The sequence below is a fragment of the Bradyrhizobium centrolobii genome (genome assembly GCF_001641635.1).
GTDB classification, from domain to species: domain Bacteria; phylum Pseudomonadota; class Alphaproteobacteria; order Rhizobiales; family Xanthobacteraceae; genus Bradyrhizobium; species Bradyrhizobium centrolobii.
On record NZ_LUUB01000111.1, the window covers coordinates 1 to 19,316 of the forward strand.

Sequence of the window (19,316 nt, forward strand, 5' to 3'; positions counted from 1 at the left end):
GCCGCCTCGCACAGACCCTCTGCATCGCGGCCGTCGTTCTTGTTGCGCGGCACATAGGGCTTCACCAATTGCGGCGCGATCAGCTTGGCCGTGTGCCCCAGCTTGCCAAGCTCTCGCGCCAGGTGGTGGGCGGCCCCGCAGGCCTCGATCGCCACCACCGTCGGCGGCAGCTTGGCAAAGAACGCCAGCATCGCCTTGCGGCTCAGCCGCTTGCGAAGCACCACGCGTTCCGACGCGTCAACGCCATGCAGTTGAAAAATATACTTCGACGTATCCATCCCAATGCGGATAATCTGGCTCACGGACGGCTCCCTTGTCTGCGATTTGCAACAACCTCATTCTGGCACACTGATGCCGTAGGGGGCCGTCCACACCATCAGCCACAGGGCGAAGTTTGGCGAAGACTCGTGGTTACCAGCTTCGCGCCACAACTCCTCCCTGGTGCTATGGGTCCCGGCTTTCGCCGGGACGACGCGCGAGAGAGACGCCTACATCGGCCGATAGGTCCGCACGTCGGCGGGCACGTTGACCCCGAGCTTGATCTGGCCGACGGAGTGGATGATGTCGTCGCCGAGGAGCTGGGCGAAGCAGGCGTAGCCCCAGTCGTTCATGTGCAGGCCGTCGGCGATGACGAAGCTCTCCACCGGGATCGCCTGCTTCTCGTGCCACTCGCGCATCACCTCGAAGCGCGGGAAGATGCCGACGTGGCGCAGCTCGGCGACCTTGCCGAGCAGCTTCACCATCTTGCTCGCGCTCTCAGCGCGCTTGGTGACCTGCGGCGAATATTGCGGATCGACCAGCACGATATCTGCGCCGCCGGAAGCCTGGATGCGGGCGATGCCGTCCTCGACCATCTTGGCCGTGTCGCCGGGATCGAGGTTGCGCAGCACGGCGTTGGTGCCGACCTGCCAGATCACGAGATCCGGATGCACATCGATGACCTCCTTCTGGAGGCGCTTCATCATCTCCGGCGCGTCCTCGCCGCCGACACCGGCATTGACGACCGTGATGTCGGCGGTCGGATATTGCCGGCGAAGCTGCACGGCGAGGCGGTTCGGATAATTGAAGTCGGGCGAGCTCGCACCATAGCCCGCGGTCGACGACGATCCGAACGCGACGATCACGACGGGCCGGCCCTCGACCAGCTTGTTCGCGACATGCGGCAGCGAGCCCATCGACTTCGAGCCGCCCTTCGGCGGCAGGCAGGGCACGCGGCCGAAAATGTCGCCGGCCGATTTCGCGACCTGCTTCACCTTGTCGATGGCGCGCGCGGTAATGCCGCGCTGCTCGGCGGCCGGCTGGGTAGTCGCGGCGGCAGTGGTCTGGGACTGGGATGCGGGGGCAGGATTATTGGCCGCCTGCTGCGGAGCCGGCGTCGCCTGCGCGGCCTGCGCCCGCGCAGGCGAGAGCGAGGCGGGCGTCAGCAACAGCAGCGCCGCCGCTGCGGGCGCGGCCAGCCATGTCGACAGGCAAAAAGGGCGGAGAGAACTCATTAACGCTAGACCTCAATTTTGCTGCTCGGCCGGCCCCAGATGGGCGGCGTCGATCACGAATTGCGCCAGGGCCCGGCCAAGACAGTCATGGACCTGTTTTGCCAGCTCAGGGCCGCGCGATGGGCTGAACAGGTCGAACTGCCCCTGATCATTCCACTGCCGCATGATCGCGAAACGATCGAACAGCGGGATGTCATGCTCCTGGGCCACCACCCGCATATTGTCGAGATAGGGCGGCACCGAGATCATGGTTTCGGTACGCGGGCTGTACTGCAAATTCATCAAGACGACGTCAGCCCCTGCATATTGCAACGCAGCAACCCCTTCGGTGACTGCGCGGCGAAACTCGTCGGGATCGATGGATCGGATAGCATCCACGGTCCCGGTCTGCCAGATAACCAAAGTAGGCCTTTTTTCGTCCATCAGCTTAACGAAGGTGGAGGCAGTCTCCTCTGCCGTTTTCTTGCTCTGTATTTCTACGGAGACGTGAACCGCCTCGGATGGCGGCAGCTTCTCCTTCAGGATCGCCTGCATGCGCGCTGGATAGGAGCTGTCCTCCGAGGACGGAATGGTGGTCGAGCGGCTGCCGACGACCAGAATCTCCAGCGGTTTGCCTGCTTTGACGACGTCGGCGACCTTGTGGAGCTGGCTATCGGTTGTGAGCAGGTAGGACGGCACCTCGCAGGCTGGGGGCGCGGCCGGAGCGGGCGGCGCGGCATCCTCCGCGCGCGCCGACGGTGCGGCGAGACCGCCGCACAACAGGATCAGGCTCAGGAGAACCTTCGCCTTCATCAGCCCCCTCCCGCCATATCCGCGTTGCCGACGGCGTTTTTGGTTTTCGAACCGCTCTTGTCAGCTACGCGCTTGTACCACGAAATCACCCAGGCCATGGCCCACATGATCAGGATTCCGGAGAGACTAATCAGCGCATGCATGGCCGGGCCGCCGGCGACCTCGGCCAGGATGAAATGGCCGGCGAAAGCCAGGAAGACGCCGAGACAGAAGATCTCCAGGGAATGCTGGCCGCACACGATCAGCGGCCGCAGCCACGGCGATTTCAGGCCCGGCCAGTCCCGCGGCAGGAAGCGCACGGTAAGCACGGCCAGCGCCAGGAAATGCGTGAAGCGCAGCACGTCGAGATCGGTCTTGTCGATCGGATACATCCACTGCTCGATCCGCTTCGGCATGAAGTGGGACAGCTGCGGCACGTACCACGTCAGCGTCACATAGAACGCGGCGACCAGATAGGCGATCGCGATCCACATCGTCACGGGTGAAGCCAGGATCCGCGACATGCGCCGCGCACCTCCGAGCGCACACCATGCCCCGAACACGAAAAGCAATTGCCAGGCCAGCGGATTGAACGCCCAGAAGCCGTTCGGATAGGCCGAGAAATAAAGATCGAATTCCCAGGTGACGGCATAGAGCACGACCGAGAGGCCGAGCGTGACGTCAGGCTTCCACTTCATCGACCAGAGGATCACAGGCAGCGCCAGCATCAAGACGATGTAGAGCGGCAGCACGTCCATGTTGACGGGACGGAAGCGCAACAGCAGCGCCTGCACGATGGTGACGTCGGGCTGCTTGAGGAAATCCATGATGCCCATCTCTTCCGTGTAGAGTGGGTTCTCGAAGCTCGTCGCGACGTAGGAGATTTCGGCGAGGAAGATCGTGAACAGGAAGACGTGGGCGACGTAGATCTGCCAGACCCGGCGCAGGATGCGCGCGGTGGCGATGACAAAACCGGAGTCCAGCATCGCGCGGCCGTAGACGAAGGCGGCGGTGTAGCCGGAGATGAAGATGAAGATTTCGGTAGCGTCGCTGAAGCCGTAATTGCGGATCGTGAACCAGGTCAGAAGGCTTGTCGGCAGGTGGTCGATGAAGATCAACCACAGCGCGAGCCCACGGAACAGGTCGAGCCTGAGCTCGCGCTCGCCGATCGCGGGCAGCGCGATGGCCGGCGCGGCCGTGCGAGACTTGGCGTCCGCAGTTCCCGCGATCGGCGATCCCGTCACTTGGTCGGCAATGGTCATCGGGGCCAAGAACCCTTTGCAAATCGCGACGTTGAAGGAGTGTACCGGCCCGGTCGCCGCCTCGCAAAGCGATCGGATCACATCGGGGTGTACTTCCCCGTCAATTCGGGCGGCACGATGTCGCGAAAAGCGCCGCGGACGTTTGGTTCCGGGCGGAGATTTCGGTATGATGGCAACCATGTACCGCGCCGTGACCCGCCAGATCGAAGTGACCGTTGAGCCGAACTTTGTTCCGGAGCAGTCGTCGGCCGAACGCTCACGTTATTTCTGGTCCTACACCATCGTCATCACCAATTCCGGCGACGAGACCGTGCAGCTCAAGACCCGGCACTGGATCATCACCGACGCCTCCGGCCGGCAGCAGGAGGTCAGGGGCGAGGGCGTGGTGGGCGAGCAGCCGATCCTGGCGCCCGGCGAGCGCTTCGAATACACCTCAGGCGTGCCGCTCTCGACCGCCTCGGGCTTCATGACCGGCCGCTACCAGATGGTCAGCGAAAGCGGCGAGCGCTTCGAGATCGACGTGCCGACCTTCTCGCTCGACAGCCCGGACAACAAGCGGGTGTTGAATTAGCGCGCTGCCGTAGGGTGGGCAAAGGCGCAAAGCGCCGTGCCCACCATTTCGCGGCGCATGAGCTGGTGGGCACGCTTCGCTTTGCCCACCCTATGATTGCCTACGCGGTTTCGACGCCCGCCTCGTGCGGTGTGAATTGATACACCGACGAGCAGAACTCGCAGGTCACGACGACCTTGTCGTCCTTGACCATCGCAGCACGGTCGTCGGGCGAAAAACTCTTCAGCATCGAGGCGACTGCGTTACGCGAGCAGGAGCATTGCGCCTTCAGACTCCGCGGATTGAACACGCGCACGCCGCGCTCGTGGAACAGGCGGAACAGCAGCCGCTCGCCGGAGAGCTCGGGATCGATCAACTCGACGTCCTCGACGGTCTCGATCAGCGAGCGCGCCTCGACCCAGGCATCATCTTCGGCGACGCTGTGCACTTCGGTGCCTTCCGGCGCATCGCCGGGATGCAAGTCCGCCTGCCGCGCGCGCTCCGGCGCCTTCGGCAAGAACTGCATCAGCATGCCGCCGGCGCGCCAGCGATGCTTACCGCCGTCGCTCGAGCGCCACTCCTCGCCAACGGCGAGGCGTACGCGGGTCGGGATCTGCTCGGAGCGCAGGAAATATTCGTGGGCGGCGTCTTCGAGGCTGCCACCATCGAGCGCAACCAGCCCCTGGTAGCGGCTCATGTCGGGGCCCTGGTCGATGGTCATGGCGAGATGGCCACGCCCGAGCAGCGTGCCGGAGTCCTGCGCCTCACCGAGACGCGCGGTGTCGTAGCGGGCGTAGGCACGCAGACGATCCGGCGCCATGTAGTCCACCACCAGGAACGACACCGGGCCGTCGGTCTGGGCCTGGAGAATGAAACGGCCCTCGAATTTCAGCGCCGAACCGAGCAGCGTCGTCAGCACGATGGCCTCGCCGAGCAACTTGCCGACCGGCGCGGGATAGTCGTGCTTGGTCAGAATCTCGTCGAGCGCGGGGCCGAGCCGCACCAGGCGCCCGCGCACGTCGAGCGCATCGACCTCATAAGGCAGCACGGCGTCATCGATCGGAACCGCTGATGGCGCGCGAACCGGGCCTTCAGGCCCGGTTTTCATGTCAGGGGATTGGGAAACCATGGCGCTCTATCTGGGGTCGGAGGAGGTGAAATGGAAGGGGGCGTGACGCAACGTGTTCCGGATGCGCTTACGATTGCACACGATATTGCAAACTCCGTGTCATCCCGGCGAAGGCCGGGACCCCCGCGCGAGCGCTTGCGCTCGTCGCGATAACCCAGGGAGATGTTGTGGCGCGAGATGCGGGTCACACAGTCTTCGCCAAACTCAACCCTGTGGTTATGGTCCCGGATCTGCGCCCCGCTTCGCTGCGCTTGTCCGGAACGACGACCGAGGATGAAGCAGCAGCGGCAACGCCAACGACCATCGTCAGGCTTTCGCCGGGACGGCGGATAGTTACTTCACCGCGTCAAAACACCAAGCCAAAATGCCCTTCTGCGCATGCAGGCGGTTTTCGGCCTCGTCGAACACGACCGATTGCGGGCCGTCGATCACCTCGTCGGTGACCTCCTCGCCGCGATGCGCGGGCAAGCAATGCATGAACAGCGCATCGGATTTGGCCAGCGACATCAGCTTGGAATTGACCTGGTAGGGCTTGAGCACGTTGTGACGGTGCTCGCCTTCCTTGTCGCCCATCGACACCCAAGTGTCGGTGACGACGCAATCGGCGCCGCGGACGGCCGCTTCCGGATCGGTGCCGAGCACGATCGGGGCGCCGGTCGCCTTGATCCAGTCGCGCATCGCCTTCTTCGGCGCGAGCTCCGGTGGGGTTGCGACGTTGAGCTTGAACTTGAAACGCTCGGCGGCATGCGCCCAGGACGCCAGCACGTTGTTGTCGTCGCCGGTCCAGGCCACCGTCTTGCCCTCGATCGGACCGCGATGCTCCTCATAAGTCATGAGGTCGGCCATCACCTGGCAGGGATGCGAGCGCCGCGTCAGCCCGTTGATCACGGGCACGGTCGCGTTGGCCGCGAGCTCCAGCAGCGCATCGTGATTGAGGATGCGGATCATGATCGCATCGACATAGCGCGACAGCACGCGCGCGGTGTCGGCGATGGTCTCGCCGCGGCCAAGCTGCATCTCGGCACCGGTGAGCATGATCGCCTCGCCGCCAAGCTGACGCATGCCGACGTCGAACGACACGCGCGTGCGGGTCGAGGGGCGCTCGAAGATCATCGCCAGCGTCTTGCCTTCGAGCGGCTTGACCGGCTGATGCGACTTCTGCTTCGCCTTCATCGCGGAGGACGCAGCGAGCATGCGCTTGAGCTCCGACAATGGGAGCTCGTTGATGTCAAGAAAATGCTTCGGCTTGCTCATCAGCTTGCCGCCCGCTTGTTGCTGGAAAGGGCGGCGCAGGCCCGCTCGAGCCGCGCGACGCTGTCCTCGATCTCCGCTTCGGCCACGATCAAAGGCGGCAGGAAGCGCACGACATTGTCGCCGGCCCCGACGGTGAGCAGCTTCTGGTCGCGCAGCGCGGCAACGAGATCGGCGGAGGGCACCACGGCCTTGATGCCGATCAGGAGGCCCTCACCGCGAACTTCGCTGACGACGTCGGGATGACGATCAATCACGGACGCAAGCTTCTGCTTCAACAGCAGCGACATCTTCTGCACGTGATCGAAGAAGCCGGGCTTGAGCATGACGTCGAGCACCGCATTGGCAGCGGAGATCGCCAGCGGATTGCCGCCGAAGGTCGAGCCATGCGAGCCGGGGGTCATGCCGGAGGCCGCTTGCGCGGTCGCAAGGCAGGCGCCGATCGGGAAGCCGCCGCCGAGCGCCTTCGCCAGCGACATCACGTCGGGCGTGACGCCGAGGCGACGGTGCGCGAAGAGATCACCGGTGCGGCCCATGCCGGTCTGCACCTCGTCGAACGCAAGCAACAGGCCATGCTCGTCACAGAGCTGGCGCAGCGACTTCAGGAATGCCGGCGTCGCCGAGCGTACGCCGCCCTCGCCCTGGATCGGCTCGATCAGGATGCCGGCGGTCTGCGGGCCGATCGCCTTCTTGACGGCGTCGAGATCGCCATGCGGCACCTGGTCGAAACCCTCCATCGGCGGACCGAAGCCTTCGAGATATTTGGCGGAGCCGGTCGCAGCCAGCGTCGCGAGCGTGCGGCCATGGAAGGCGCCCTCGAAGGTGATCATGCGATAGCGCTCGGGATGGCCTTTTGAAGCGTGATAGCGACGCACGACCTTGATGACGCATTCCAGCGCTTCCGCGCCGGAATTGCAGAAGAACACGAAGTCAGCAAAGCTCTCGTTGCAGAGGCGCGTCGCAAGACGTTCGCCATCCGGGCTCTGGAACAGGTTCGACATGTGCCAGAGCTTCGTCGCCTGCTCCTGCAACGCCTTGACCAGCGTGGGATGGGCATGACCGAGCGCGTTCACCGCGACGCCCGAGGTGAAGTCGAGATAGCGTTCGCCATTGGTGGCGATGAGCCAGCAGCCTTCGCCGCGCTCGAAACCGATGTCGGCCCTGGCGAAAACGGGAAGCAGATGCGGCGCGGCGCTCTTGGTCATGGCTGTCACTTGGATGTTGAGGACGGCCTGAGTGCGCATTGCGCAACGCACCATTGACCGGCCCGGAAAACGAAACGTGCCGCCTTTTCAGGGCGGCACGTACGACTATCTTATGCTTGGTAGATCGCCTGTCAATGCCGCCCGGCAAGCCTCGGGAAACGCAGAATCCGTAGTCTTGCGGTGCCGATTTTGCGGGGTTTTCGCTACGGAACATGTGGAAGCGAGTCGGCGGACTCTTGCGCGTGAGTCACGCCATATTGTAGCGTTTGGCCTGTCAGATACGACATCTCGTGCAGCAGTTCTGATCCTCTAAGTCCTCATGTACCGGCGTAAACGTTCGGGCGCTCTAGTCGCGCCCGGCGAGCCTTAAGGGATTCTGGCGGCACGGGTTTTTCGAGGCTTAGGCATTCGCTGCGAGGCCCCAGGATGGCTGGCGCGCGGCGAGGGAAAGGGTGCAATGACGGTTTTGACCTGGTCCGACGATCGCGTCGAGCAGTTGAAAAAGCTCTGGGAGGCTGGACTTTCGGCCAGCCAGATCGCAGCAGAGCTCGGCAATGTGACCCGCAATGCCGTGATCGGCAAAGTACACAGGCTCGGCCTGTCCGGCCGCGCCAAGAGCCCCTCTTCGGCAGCGCCCCGGCCGCGCAAGGCGCGGCCCGCGCAGCACATGATGCGGGTGGCCCGTCCGATCTCGCGCGGCAACACCGCGCTGGCGCAGGCCTTCGAGGTCGAGATGGAGCCCGATCCGGTCACCTACGACAACGTGGTGCCGATGAATCAGCGGCTGTCGCTGCTTGAGCTGAACGAGGCGACCTGCCACTGGCCGGTCGGCGATCCCTCGAGCCCGGATTTCTTCTTCTGCGGCGGCAAGGCGCTCACCGGCCTGCCCTATTGCGCCCAGCACTCGCGCGTCGCGTATCAGCCGGCGGCAGATCGTCGGCGTGCGCCGGCGAAGCCGAGCACGCGCTGAGTATTTTTTGAGATCAAGGCAGGGCCGTCACACGATGACGGCTCCACAAATTCGATGTCGTCCCGGCGCAGGCTGGGCCCATAACCACAGGGCGCAGTTGTGGCACGAAGTGGTTAACCGCAAGTCTTCGTCAAACCACATCCTGTGGTTATGGGTCCCGGATCTGCGCTTCGCTTGTCCGGGACGACGACTTGTGAGCTGGGCGCGACATGCGCCCCCAAAATCGCTTACGTCTGCTCCGCTTTCGCGAAACGGTCATCCAGCGCATAGCCGGCGCCGCGCACGGTGCGGATCGGGTCCTGCTCGCGGCCGAGATTGAGCAGCTTGCGCAGGCGGCCGATATGCACGTCGACGGTGCGCTCGTCGATGTAGATGTCGCGGCCCCAGACGCTGTCGAGCAGCTGCTCGCGCGAGAACACGCGGCCCGGATGCTCCAGGAAGAACTCCAAGAGGCGATACTCGGTCGGACCGAGATCGATCGGCCGGCCCGAGCGCGCCACGCGGCGCTTTTCGCGGTCGAGCTCGATGTCGCCATAGGCGAGCACGGTGGCGAGCCGCTCGGGGCTTGCGCGCCGAAGCAGGCCCTTCACGCGCGCGAGCAGCTCCGGCACCGAGAACGGCTTGACGATGTAGTCGTCGGCGCCGGTCGCCAGGCCCCGCACCCGCTCGCTCTCCTCGCCGCGCGCGGTGAGCATGATGATCGGGAGCTGCTTGGTCTCGGGCCTGGCCCGCAGGCGTCGGCACAGCTCGATGCCGGACAGGCCCGGCAGCATCCAGTCGAGCACGATCAGGTCGGGGATGTGCTCCTTGAGACGGGTGTCGGCGTCGTCGCCGCGCATCACCGTCTCGACGTCATAGCCGTCGCCTTCGAGGTTGTAGCGAAGAAGCTCGGTGAGCGCTTCTTCGTCCTCAACCACCATAATGCGTGCGCCCATGGGGTCGTCGCTCCTTACGTATTCGGGACCGTCGTGGCGAAGGTCGTCATGTCGCCCTTCGGCCGCTTGTCGGTGATCGCCTGACCTTCGATCATGTAGAACACGGTCTCTGCGATGTTGGTGGCGTGGTCGCCGATCCGCTCGATGTTCTTGGCGCAGAACATCAGGTGGATGCAGAAGGAGATGTTGCGCGGATCCTCCATCATATAGGTGAGGAGCTCGCGGAACAGCGAGGTGCAGATGGCGTCGACTTCCTCGTCGCCCTTCCACACCGTCATCGCCGCCGGCAGGTCATGCGCGGCATAGGCGTCAAGCACCGACTTGACCTGCTGCTGCACGAGGTCGGTCATGTGCTCCAGGCCGCGGAACAGCTTCAGCGGATGAAAGTCGGTCTCCAGTGCGGCGACGCGCTTGCCCATGTTCTTGGCGAGGTCGCCGATGCGCTCGAGGTCGGTCGCCACGCGCATCGCGCCGACGATCTCGCGCAGGTCGACCGCCATCGGCTGGCGGCGGGCGATGGTGAGCACGGCGCGCTCCTCGATGCGCTTCTGCAGCGCGTCGAGCTCGGCGTCGGTGGTGACGACGCGCTGGCCGAGCGCAACGTCGCGGCGGATCAGCGCATCGACGGAATCGACGATCATGCGCTCGGCAATCCCGCCCATCTCCGCGACCAGGCGGGTGAGTTCCTGGAGGTCGCTATCGAAGGCCTTTACGGTATGTTCGGAACCCATGTCCTGTCTCCTCAGCCGAAGCGGCCGGTGATGTAATCCTGCGTGCGCCGATCGGTCGGCGACGTGAAGATCTTGCTGGTGTCGTCGAACTCGATCAGCTCGCCGAGATACATGAAGGCGGTCTTGTCGGAGACACGCGCCGCCTGCTGCATGTTGTGGGTGACGATCGCGATCGTGTAGTTCTCGGACAGCTCCTGGATCAGCTCCTCGACCTTGGCGGTCGAGATCGGGTCGAGCGCCGAGCAGGGCTCGTCGAACAGGATCACCTCGGGCCGAACCGCGACGGTGCGGGCGATGCAGAGGCGCTGCTGCTGGCCGCCGGAGAGCGAGAGGCCCGAGGCGTTGAGCTTGTCCTTGACCTCGTTCCAGAGCGCGCCGCCACGCAGCGCCTTCTCGACGCGGTCGTCCATCTCGGACTTCGAGATCTTCTCATAGAGGCGGATGCCGAAGGCGATGTTCTCGTAGATCGTCATCGGGAACGGCGTCGGCTTCTGGAACACCATGCCGACCCGGGCTCGCAGCAGATTGAGGTCGAGCTTGGGGTCGAGAATGTTGGTCTGGTCGAGCATGAGCTGGCCGGTGGCGCGCTGGCCCGGGTAGAGATCGTACATCCGGTTGAAGATGCGCAGCAAGGTCGACTTGCCGCAGCCCGACGGGCCGATGAACGCCGTGACGCGGTTGGTGCCGAGCGTCAGGTTGATGTTCTTCAGCGCGTGGTGTTCGCCGTAATAGAAGTTCAGGTTGCGCACTGTCACCTTGGCCGGAGCCTCGGGCAGCGGTTGCGACGCCAGGTGACCGTTGGAACTCACGGATACGGAAAGGTCGGTCATTTTGCGGTCCTCTCGGCGCCAAGGATGCGCGCGCCAATGTTCAGGGCAAGCACGGTGAGCGTGATCAGCAGCGCGCCGCTCCAGGCGAGCTGCTTCCAGTAGGCGTAGGGGCTCTGCACGAAGTTGTTGATGGTGACCGGCAGGTTCGCCATCGTCTTGGTCAGGTTCAGGCTGAAGAACTGGTTCGACAGCGCGGTGAACAGCAGCGGCGCGGTTTCGCCGGCGACGCGCGCGGTTGCAAGCAGCACGCCGGTGATGAGGCCGGAGCGCGCCGCGCGATAGGCGATCCGCTTGATCACCAGCGAGCGCGGCAGGCCGAGCGCGGAGGCTGCTTCTCGCAGCGCATTCGGCACCAAGAGCAGCATGTCCTCGGTCGTGCGCAGCACCACCGGGATCACGATGACGGCGAGCGCGAGGCAGCCGGCGATCGCCGAGAAGCCGCGCATCGGCACCACCACCGCGCCGTAGATGAACAGGCCGATGATGATCGAGGGCGCGCTGAGCAGGATGTCGTTGATGAAGCGGATCACCGAGGTCAGCTTGTCGTTGCGGCCGTACTCGGCGAGATAGGTGCCGGCGAACAGGCCGAGCGGCGCGCCGATGCCGACGCCGAGCACGGTCATGATCAGCGAGCCGACGATGGCGTTGAGCAGGCCGCCTTCGTTCGAGCCGGGCGGCGGCGTGTTCTCGGTGAAGACCTGGAGGTTCAGGCCCGTCAGGCCGTTATAGAGCAGCGTAATCAGGATCAGCGCGAGCCAGGTCACGCCGAAGGCGGCGGCGGCGATGCAGAGACCGCGGATGACGATGTCCTTGCGGCGACGGCGTGCGTAGATCGGGTTCATGGCGTCACTTCCCCGCCTTCTGTTCGAGACGCAGCAGCATCAGCCGCGCGGCCGCGAGCACGAAGAACGTCAGCACGAACAGCAAGAGGCCGAGCAGGATCAGGCCGGACTGATGCAGGCCGTCGCTTTCGGCGAACTCGCTCGCGATCGCCGCCGAGATCGTGGTGCCCGGGGCAAAGATCGAGGACGAGATGCGGAACGAGTTGCCGATGATGAACGTCACCGCCATGGTCTCGCCGAGCGCGCGGCCCAGCGCCAGCATGACGCCGCCGATGATGCCGACGCGGGTGTAGGGGATCACCACGCTGCGGACGACTTCCCAGGTGGTGCAGCCGACGCCATAGGCGGCTTCCTTCAGCACCGGCGGCACCGTCTTGAACACGTCGACCGAGATCGAGGTGATGAAGGGCAGCACCATGATCGCCAGGATCAGCGCGGCGTTGAACAGGCTGAGATAGGACGGCGGGCCGGCAAAGATCGCGCCCAGCACGGGAACGCCGTCAAAGATCTTGATCATGAAGGGCTGGAACGTGTTGGCCAGGAACGGCCCCAGCACGAAAAAGCCCCACATGCCGTAGATGATCGAGGGGATGCCGGCGAGCAGCTCGACCGCCATGCCGATCGGGCGGCGCAGCCATTGCGGGCAAAGCTCTGTGAGGAAGATCGCAATGCCGAGACCCACCGGAATTGCGATCAGCATCGCGATGAAGGAGGTGACGAGCGTGCCGTACATCGGACCGAGCGCACCGAGCACGGGCGGATCCGCGGACGGCGCCCAGCGCTGCGTCCACAGGAACGACAGGCCATATTCCTTCATCGCCGGGAAGGCACCGACGATCAGCGAAATGATGATGCCGCCGAGGATCAGCAGCACCGAGATCGCGCTGAGGCGCGTGATCCAGTAAAAGGTGAGGTCACCGAGCTTGAACGCGCTCAACGCTTTGGCGCGATCATACGGTCCGGCGGCATCAACTACATTGCTCTCAACGGCCATCTCTGCCACGCCGATCCCCTGTACTGACTGTACTTGTTCTTTAGTCACCGGTCTCGCGCCCCGGACGGTTCGCAGTGGAATGCCGATCCGGAGGACGAAGCTTCGCGGGCCCCGGAGCAGCGGTGCAGCCTTTGATGCTGCACCGCTTCCGGAACAGAAGAGCTTAGCTCTTGATGTCGGCAGACCAGGTCTTCTCGATCAGCTTCACGACACTCTCGGGCATCGGGATGTAGTCGAGCTCCTCGGCCGCCTTCGCGCCGTTCTTGAACGCCCAGGCGAAGAACTTGAGGGCTTCCTTCGAGGCCGCCTTATCGGTCGGCTCCTTGTGCATCAGGATGAAGGTCGCCGCCGTGATCGGCCAGGACTTGTCGCCGGGCTGGTCGGTCAGGATGACGTAGTAGCCGGGCGCCTTGGCCCAATCGGCGTTGGAAGCGGCCGCCTGGAAGGCTTCAACCGTCGGCTGCACCGACTTGCCGGCCTTGTTGACCAGACCGGTGTAGGTCAGCTTGTTCTGCTTGGCATAGGCGTACTCGACATAGCCGATCGAGTTCTTGGTCTGGCTGATGTTGCCCGACACGCCTTCGTTGCCCTTGGCGCCGACGCCGACCGGCCACTCGACGGCCGTACCCTCGCCGACCTTGCTCTTCCAGTCCGCGCTGGCCTTGGAGAGATAGTTGGTGAAGTTGAAGGTCGTGCCCGAACCATCCGAGCGGCGGACCACGGTGATCGCGTCCGACGGCAGCTTCACGTTCGGATTGAGCTTCTTGATGGCAGTGTCATCCCACTTGGTGATCTTGCCGAGATAGATGTTGGCGAGGGTCTCGCCGTCGAACACCAATTCGCCGGCCTTGACGCCCTCGATGTTGACGACGGGGACGATCGCGCCCATCACCATCGGCCACTGAACGAGACCATCCTTCTCGAGCTGCTCGGCCTTGAGCGGCGCGTCGCTGGCGCCGAAAGTCACGGTCTTGGCCTGGATCTGCTTGATGCCCCCGCCCGAACCGATCGACTGGTAGTTCAGACCGTTGCCGGTCTCCTTCTTGTAGGCGTCAGCCCACTTCGAATAGATCGGGAACGGGAACGTCGCACCGGCACCCGTGATATCGGCAGCGAAAGCCGACGCCGTCGATGCGGCGACCAAGCCAGCAGCGACGATAGTTTTGAGGAAATTCATGCTGGTCTCCATACTGGGGAGCGAAGCACCATCCGCGCCCGATCGCGCTCCCCGCGCCGCCCCTTTAGGAGCGGTCGGCTGTGCTTTTACGAAGGTTTCGTGACAGTCGGATGACAGTCTTAAGCGGCTGAAATAGCTTGGATTTTAGACCAGGACCGAGGTCTTTGCCTGGGGAAAACAGGCGGTGAAAGTGGCACCCTGCTTGGGCACGCTTTCGATCAAAAGCCGGCCGCGATGACGGTTAAGAATATGTTTCACCAGCGATAATCCGAGCCCCGTCCCGCCCTGCGAGCGGCTGTCGCCGACGTCGACCCGGTAGAAGCGCTCGGTCAGCCGCGGCAGGTGCTCGGGCGCGATGCCTGGGCCGAAATCACGCACGAAGACGCGGATTTCCTGAGTTCCGTCAGCGGCCGGGGTCATGTTGAGCGACACGATGACGCGCCCACCCGAGGCGCCGTATTTGAGCGCGTTCTCGATCAGGTTCTCGAACAGGCGCAGCAGCTCCTCGCGGTCGCCCGCGATCATCACCGCCGTCTCCGGCAGGTGGGTCTCGACATCCACCTGACGCTCCCGTGCCAGCGGCTCGAGACCGTCGGCGACCTGACGGATGATCGGCGCAAGATCGACCAGCGTGTCGGGCCGCACATGGGCGGACAGCTCGACCCGCGACAGCGACAGGAGGTCGTCGATCAGGCGCGCCATGCGGGTTGCCTGATTGTGCATGATGCCGAGGAAGCGCTCGCGCGCCTTGGGATCGTCCTTGGCCTGGCCCTGCAGCGTATCGATGAAGCCCGACAGCGCAGCGAGCGGGGTACGCAATTCGTGGCTGGCATTGGCGACGAAGTCGGCGCGCATCTCCTCGACCCGGCGCAGCGGCGTCTGGTCGTGGAAGGTCATCAGCATGCATTTGTCGGCGCCGCCGAAGCTGGTGGGGACCGGCACCGGCGTGATGATGAGCTCCATCCAGCGATCGACCGGCACATGGTCGAGATAGGCTGCGCGACGCGGTTCGGTGGTGGCGATCGCCTCGCGCAGCGCGGTGATGATCTCCGGCGAGCGCAGCGCGAACTGGGCAAGCTCGTTCTTGCGCAGCGCAGGCGCCAGCTGGGCGGCGGCGGCATTGAGATGGATGACGCGGCCGGCGCGATCGAGCAGCACCGCCGGGTCTGGCATGCCGGCGACGACCGCCGCAACCGCGGCGCTTTCGACCGGATTGATGCGGCGGACGTCGTCCCGCGAGGCCGCGGTGTCATGCAGCCGCCACGGGATCAGCGCTGCGGCCGCGATGCAGAGGAATACCGTCACGGCCCGCACCACCGACAATTCGCCGAGCGAAACCACGACCGACAGCGCCAGCGCCGCGGCGATCAGGATGATGGTCGAGTGCCGCAGCCGGTCGGACCAGGGCTGGGCGGAGGGAGAAGGAGGGGCGTCGATCGCCATCGGGGCGGGCTTCTCCTAAAGGCTTGGGCTGGTCAGGCGCCGCTGTCGCTGCGCTCTCTCACATACGCGGCTTCAGGCGCCGGGCCGGGGTCGAGCTTGAGCGCCGCCTGCTGCAGGCGCTTCGATCGGGCGCCGATTATAACTTCGCGAAACGTCAGCAAGATTACAGATATGACGAACGGTGAAAGATAGTAGAGCACCCGGAACAGGAGCATCCCGCCCAGGAGTTCCTCCCGGTCCATCTGCCAGAGGCCGACCAGCATGGCGGCGTCGAAGACCCCGAGGCCTCCGGGCGAGTGGCTGGCGAAACCGAGCAGCGTCGCGGAAACGAAGATCACGGCGACCACGACGAAGCCGAGATTGGGCTCGTCCGGAACCAGCACATACATGGCGAGCGCACAGAAAGCGAGATCGACGATGCCGATCGCGATCTGGAGCAGCGTCAGCGGGCCACCCGGAAGCACCACCGTCCACGGCCCGCGGCCGACCACCCGCGGCTGGGTCCAGACCCAGACTACATAGGCGACCAGCGCGACGATGATCCCCATCGCCAGCGTCCGGTTCAGCCAGGGCGGTAGCTGGTCGATCGAGGCGGCCGCCTCCGGATGGTAGGAAATACCGAGACCCAGCACCGCGGCGTTGCCGAGCCAGAAGGTCAGGCCGGCGAGGAAGCAGATTTTTGCGACGTCGATCGCGTTGAGGCCATAGGCGGAGTAGATGCGGTAGCGCACTGCGCCGCCGGTGAACACGCTGGCGCCGACATTGTGGCCGATCGAGTAGCTCGTGAAGGCAGCCAGCGCGTTGATGCGATAGGGCACATGGGAATGGCCGATCGCGCGCACGGCGAACAGGTCGTAGAAGGTCAGGGTGAAATAGCCCGCGGCCACGAACAGCGCCGCCATCGCAATCTGCCTCGGCTCGGTGCTCTTGATCGCTTCGAGCACCTCATTGAAATCGATGCCGCGCAGCATGTGGTAGAGCACATAGCAAGCGATGCCGATGACCGTGACGCTGATGACAACGCCAAGCTTATGCAGGATTTGCTTCTGGCGCAGAAACGACGTCGCCCTGCGTATGGCTTCCAGCATCTAGACCTCGAACAACGCTCCAACGGCCAAGGTGGCCGGCGAACGGACAACCGACGACGACCCCTTGGCGCCGGCCCCGGCATCGCGCATGCCCCCCGCCTTTCCACTAGCGCGTTTTGCGCCGGAGTGGAATTCGCCAATGCGTACAAAAAGCCGTTCCTTCAATGTTTTAGGTCGGCCTTCGGACCGGGAATGCACGGGGTCGGCTCTTTCGGCGACAGGGTTGACGCGAATCTCCATGGCAATCCTGCGCAAGGGCCATGAAGTTTTGATGATTTCGGCCGCTCAATGTTCCGTCACGACTTAAGCCGACGTCAATCTTTGGAGGCGCCCGGCTGTTGAAAAGCGGGACCGCACAGCGGTTTCGCATGAATTATCCGGTGCGTTGAGGCGTCGAGGCGCTGTGTCAGCCTAGGACGCGGTCAAATAGCCGCGTTCATAGGCACTGGTCTGATCGTCGAAGATCGCCATCGCCGTCGTCATCCGTCGGAAGCCGAGACGTTCGTAGAAGGCCTCCTTGCCGGGCACGGCGTAGAGGATGATCTTGCGATGCGAGCCGCATCGCGCAAGCAGCCGCTCGATGATCTGGCGGCCGAGACCCTGGCCCTGGCAATCCGGGTGCACCGCGACATCACAGAGATAGGCGCAGTCGCGGCCGTCGGCGAGCACGCGGCCGGCGCCGACGAGGCGGCCGGCGTCATAGGCAAAGGCCCGAAACATGCTGTTGCCGAATACCAGCGCGAGATCGGCTGGCGCCTTGTTGCCCAGCGGAGCGATGCGGTACAGCGTGGAGAGCTCGTTCCAGTCGATCCCGGTGAGATCGTCACTCCAGACAATCGACATTGGCGACCCCTCCTGCGCTCCGGTCAGTGCCGCGCGGCAGCGACCGCGGCGACGATCTCGTCAGGCGAGGGAAAATGCCCCTTGCTGCGGCTGGCGACAATCCTGTCGCCGATCCTGACCTCGAAAATCCCGCCCCTGCCCGGCACGAGATCCGACTCCAGCGCCAACTGTTCACGCAGCGCAGCGGCGGCTTCCTTGGCGCGCTTCTCGTAGCCACACGGCCGGCAGTAGACGATCGTCACCTCCGACATGCTGCCCTCCATTCAAGCCGCAAGCTGAGGACGCACCGCTTCGATGCCGGCGATCCAGCCCGCGACGGAGCGGCCGATCGCCTCGGGGTGATCCTCCTGGAGAAAATGCAGTCCGGGTCCGAGGCGCACCAGCGCACAGTGTTTCAGCGAAGCTGCGAACCGCTCTGCAAGTTCGGGCGAGACGAGTGCGCCCGGCTCACCTGTGAACAGCAGCTTTGGATAGGACGATTTTGCCAGCGCCGCATGGGCGGACTGAAGCGTTTCGTAGACATCGGCAGGCTCGCCTGCGATCGGCAGCTCGCGGGGAAAGGCAAGAACGGGCCGGCGGCTCTCGGGCGTCGGGAACGGCGCACGATAGGAAGCCATCTCCTCCTCGCTCAGCTTGCGCCGGATACCGCCGGGCAGCACGCGTTCGACGAACGCGTTGGCCTCGAGGATCATGGCTTCGCCCTCGCCCGGCGTCCTGAACTTGCGAAAGACGGCCCTCGCCGCCTCGGCGTGGTGGAGCTCCTCCGCGACCTCGGTGTGGTGGAAATCCTGCCAGGTCGGCATCGGGCGGATGAATTCCATGAAGGCGAGGCCGCGGACGAAATTCGGCCGGCGTGCGGCCAGATGAAACGCCAGCGCGGTGCCCCAGTCCTGCGCGACAAGATAGGCGGAGGAGATGCCAAGCACATCGATCAACGCGTCGAGATGGCGGACGTGGTCGAGGAAGCGGTAGGCGATGTCCGGCTTGCCGGACTGGCCGAAGCCGACGAGATCGGGCGCGATGCAATGCGCAACAGGCGCCACCAGCGGCAGGATGTTGCGCCAGATGTACGAGGAGGTGGGGTTGCCGTGCAGGAACACAGTGACCGGCGCATCGCCAGCGCCGGCGCTCCGATAGGCCATGGTCGTTCCCAGGACGGATGCTTTGCGTATCTGGATTTCGGTTTGCTGGCTCATGACGGCTCCCTGAACACGGTTTGAAATGCGATGGTCTTGAAGCGTTCGAGTGCTTTGGGGTTGCGGTCGACCTTCATGCGAAGGATCGCGCCCTGCCAGGACGCGAGCAGGAAGTCGGCAAGCTCTTCGGGCTCGAAATCCGATCCGATCTCGCCGCGCGCCTGGGCTTCAGCGATGCATGTGGCGAACGGCACGCGCCATTCGGCGAAGATGTCGGCAAGTCGCGTGCGCAGCAGCTCACTGCTGCCGGTGGCCTCCAGGCTGAGATCGCCGATCAGGCAGCCGCGGCCAAAGCCGTCGGCCTCGAGCCTGCCGGTGATGATGTCGAGGTAGCGGCGGAGCCGCGCGCGCGGCGTCAGCGAGGGGTCCTCCAGCGCCTCCGCGACCAGCCTCCGGGTAACGCTGAAGTAGCGGTCGAGCACCTCGGAGGCGAAAGCCTCCTTGGAGCGGAAATGGTTGGTGAAGGAGCCCTGCGGTGCGCCCGCCGCAGCGGTGACGTCGCGCACGCTGGTGCCGTGATAGCCAGTGCGGAACATGACCTTGAGGCCGGCGTCGAGGATTGCGTCTTTGAGCGAGGGCTTTGGCATGAGGAAAATAATACGTACG

At 64.5% G+C, this 19,316-nt stretch carries 20 protein-coding genes and 1 pseudogene; 2 read left to right on the top strand and 19 right to left on the bottom strand.

Features of this window, described 5'->3' with window-relative positions:
- From AYJ54_RS40400 to AYJ54_RS40415, 4 genes and pseudogenes are all read right to left on the bottom strand, one after another.
- Nucleotides 1-302: pseudogene (locus AYJ54_RS40400) on the bottom strand (IS110 family transposase); the annotation flags it as partial.
- Between the two features lie 186 nt (nt 303-488).
- Nucleotides 489-1,493, bottom strand: a complete 1,005-nt coding sequence (locus AYJ54_RS40405) for an SGNH/GDSL hydrolase family protein (protein ID WP_063708072.1) — start codon at nt 1,491-1,493, stop codon at nt 489-491.
- Between the two features lie 12 nt (nt 1,494-1,505).
- The gene (locus tag AYJ54_RS40410; RefSeq protein WP_063708073.1) at nt 1,506-2,285 is read right to left on the bottom strand and encodes an SGNH/GDSL hydrolase family protein; all 780 of its coding nucleotides are present in this window, start codon (nt 2,283-2,285) and stop codon (nt 1,506-1,508) included.
- Entirely contained in the window at nt 2,285-3,526 is a 1,242-nt protein-coding gene (locus AYJ54_RS40415; RefSeq protein ID WP_063708074.1) for an OpgC domain-containing protein, read from the bottom strand. The genes AYJ54_RS40410 and AYJ54_RS40415 overlap by 1 nt, the downstream gene beginning before the upstream one ends.
- Before the next feature lie 178 nt (nt 3,527-3,704).
- Between AYJ54_RS40415 and apaG the strand changes: the two genes are divergently transcribed.
- Nucleotides 3,705-4,097 (top strand): Co2+/Mg2+ efflux protein ApaG, encoded by a 393-nt coding sequence (apaG, locus tag AYJ54_RS40420; protein ID WP_063708096.1) that lies wholly within the window; start codon nt 3,705-3,707, stop codon nt 4,095-4,097.
- 100 nt (nt 4,098-4,197) lie between these two features.
- Here apaG and AYJ54_RS40425 read toward each other — a convergent pair whose 3' ends face one another.
- From AYJ54_RS40425 to AYJ54_RS40435, 3 genes are all read right to left on the bottom strand, one after another.
- Entirely contained in the window at nt 4,198-5,205 is a 1,008-nt protein-coding gene (locus AYJ54_RS40425; protein ID WP_063708075.1) for an Hsp33 family molecular chaperone, read from the bottom strand.
- A gap of 333 nt (nt 5,206-5,538) precedes the next feature.
- Nucleotides 5,539-6,459 (bottom strand): ornithine carbamoyltransferase, encoded by a 921-nt coding sequence (gene argF / locus AYJ54_RS40430; RefSeq protein WP_063708076.1) that lies wholly within the window; start codon nt 6,457-6,459, stop codon nt 5,539-5,541.
- Complete coding sequence (locus AYJ54_RS40435; protein ID WP_063708097.1) at nt 6,459-7,661, bottom strand: aspartate aminotransferase family protein; 1,203 nt, start codon at nt 7,659-7,661, stop codon at nt 6,459-6,461. The genes argF and AYJ54_RS40435 overlap by 1 nt, the downstream gene beginning before the upstream one ends.
- Nucleotides 7,662-8,118: 457 nt before the next feature.
- Here AYJ54_RS40435 and AYJ54_RS40440 point away from each other — a divergent pair, with 457 nt between their 5' ends.
- Complete coding sequence (locus AYJ54_RS40440; protein WP_063708077.1) at nt 8,119-8,631, top strand: GcrA family cell cycle regulator; 513 nt, start codon at nt 8,119-8,121, stop codon at nt 8,629-8,631.
- A 227-nt stretch (nt 8,632-8,858) separates the two neighbouring features.
- Here AYJ54_RS40440 and phoB read toward each other — a convergent pair whose 3' ends face one another.
- The 12 genes from phoB to AYJ54_RS40505 all read right to left on the bottom strand — a co-directional run bounded on the left by phoB (nt 8,859) and on the right by AYJ54_RS40505 (nt 19,297).
- Nucleotides 8,859-9,566 carry a phosphate regulon transcriptional regulator PhoB gene (gene phoB, locus AYJ54_RS40445; RefSeq protein ID WP_027549766.1) on the bottom strand — a complete coding sequence of 236 codons (708 nt, stop codon included), beginning with the start codon at nt 9,564-9,566 and terminating at the stop codon, nt 8,859-8,861.
- 14 nt (nt 9,567-9,580) lie between these two features.
- Nucleotides 9,581-10,297, bottom strand: coding sequence for a phosphate signaling complex protein PhoU (gene phoU, locus AYJ54_RS40450; RefSeq protein ID WP_063708078.1), 717 nt, complete (start codon nt 10,295-10,297; stop codon nt 9,581-9,583).
- Between the two features lie 11 nt (nt 10,298-10,308).
- Nucleotides 10,309-11,127, bottom strand: a complete 819-nt coding sequence (gene pstB, locus AYJ54_RS40455) for a phosphate ABC transporter ATP-binding protein PstB (protein ID WP_063708079.1) — start codon at nt 11,125-11,127, stop codon at nt 10,309-10,311.
- Nucleotides 11,124-11,969 (bottom strand): phosphate ABC transporter permease PstA, encoded by an 846-nt coding sequence (pstA, locus tag AYJ54_RS40460; protein ID WP_063708080.1) that lies wholly within the window; start codon nt 11,967-11,969, stop codon nt 11,124-11,126. Before pstA ends, pstB begins: the two co-directional genes overlap by 4 nt.
- 4 nt (nt 11,970-11,973) lie before the next feature.
- Nucleotides 11,974-12,963 carry a phosphate ABC transporter permease subunit PstC gene (pstC, locus tag AYJ54_RS40465; protein ID WP_063708081.1) on the bottom strand — a complete coding sequence of 330 codons (990 nt, stop codon included), beginning with the start codon at nt 12,961-12,963 and terminating at the stop codon, nt 11,974-11,976.
- 163 nt (nt 12,964-13,126) lie between these two features.
- The gene (gene pstS / locus AYJ54_RS40470) at nt 13,127-14,140 is read right to left on the bottom strand and encodes a phosphate ABC transporter substrate-binding protein PstS (protein ID WP_063708098.1); all 1,014 of its coding nucleotides are present in this window, start codon (nt 14,138-14,140) and stop codon (nt 13,127-13,129) included.
- Between the two features lie 144 nt (nt 14,141-14,284).
- Nucleotides 14,285-15,583: an ATP-binding protein gene (locus AYJ54_RS40475; protein ID WP_063708082.1), complete on the bottom strand. Its 1,299-nt coding sequence runs from the start codon at nt 15,581-15,583 to the stop codon at nt 14,285-14,287.
- Nucleotides 15,584-15,615: 32 nt separating this feature from the next.
- Nucleotides 15,616-16,671 carry a putative bifunctional lysylphosphatidylglycerol flippase/synthetase gene (locus tag AYJ54_RS40480; RefSeq protein WP_063708083.1) on the bottom strand — a complete coding sequence of 352 codons (1,056 nt, stop codon included), beginning with the start codon at nt 16,669-16,671 and terminating at the stop codon, nt 15,616-15,618.
- A 411-nt stretch (nt 16,672-17,082) separates the two neighbouring features.
- Nucleotides 17,083-17,514, bottom strand: a complete 432-nt coding sequence (locus AYJ54_RS40490; protein ID WP_063708085.1) for a GNAT family N-acetyltransferase — start codon at nt 17,512-17,514, stop codon at nt 17,083-17,085.
- A gap of 23 nt (nt 17,515-17,537) precedes the next feature.
- Nucleotides 17,538-17,765 (bottom strand): SelT/SelW/SelH family protein, encoded by a 228-nt coding sequence (locus AYJ54_RS40495; RefSeq protein ID WP_063708099.1) that lies wholly within the window; start codon nt 17,763-17,765, stop codon nt 17,538-17,540.
- 12 nt (nt 17,766-17,777) lie between these two features.
- The gene (locus tag AYJ54_RS40500) at nt 17,778-18,710 is read right to left on the bottom strand and encodes a haloalkane dehalogenase (RefSeq protein WP_063708086.1); all 933 of its coding nucleotides are present in this window, start codon (nt 18,708-18,710) and stop codon (nt 17,778-17,780) included.
- Nucleotides 18,707-19,297 carry a TetR/AcrR family transcriptional regulator gene (locus AYJ54_RS40505; protein WP_063708087.1) on the bottom strand — a complete coding sequence of 197 codons (591 nt, stop codon included), beginning with the start codon at nt 19,295-19,297 and terminating at the stop codon, nt 18,707-18,709. Before AYJ54_RS40505 ends, AYJ54_RS40500 begins: the two co-directional genes overlap by 4 nt.
- Nucleotides 19,298-19,316 lie beyond the last annotated feature (19 nt).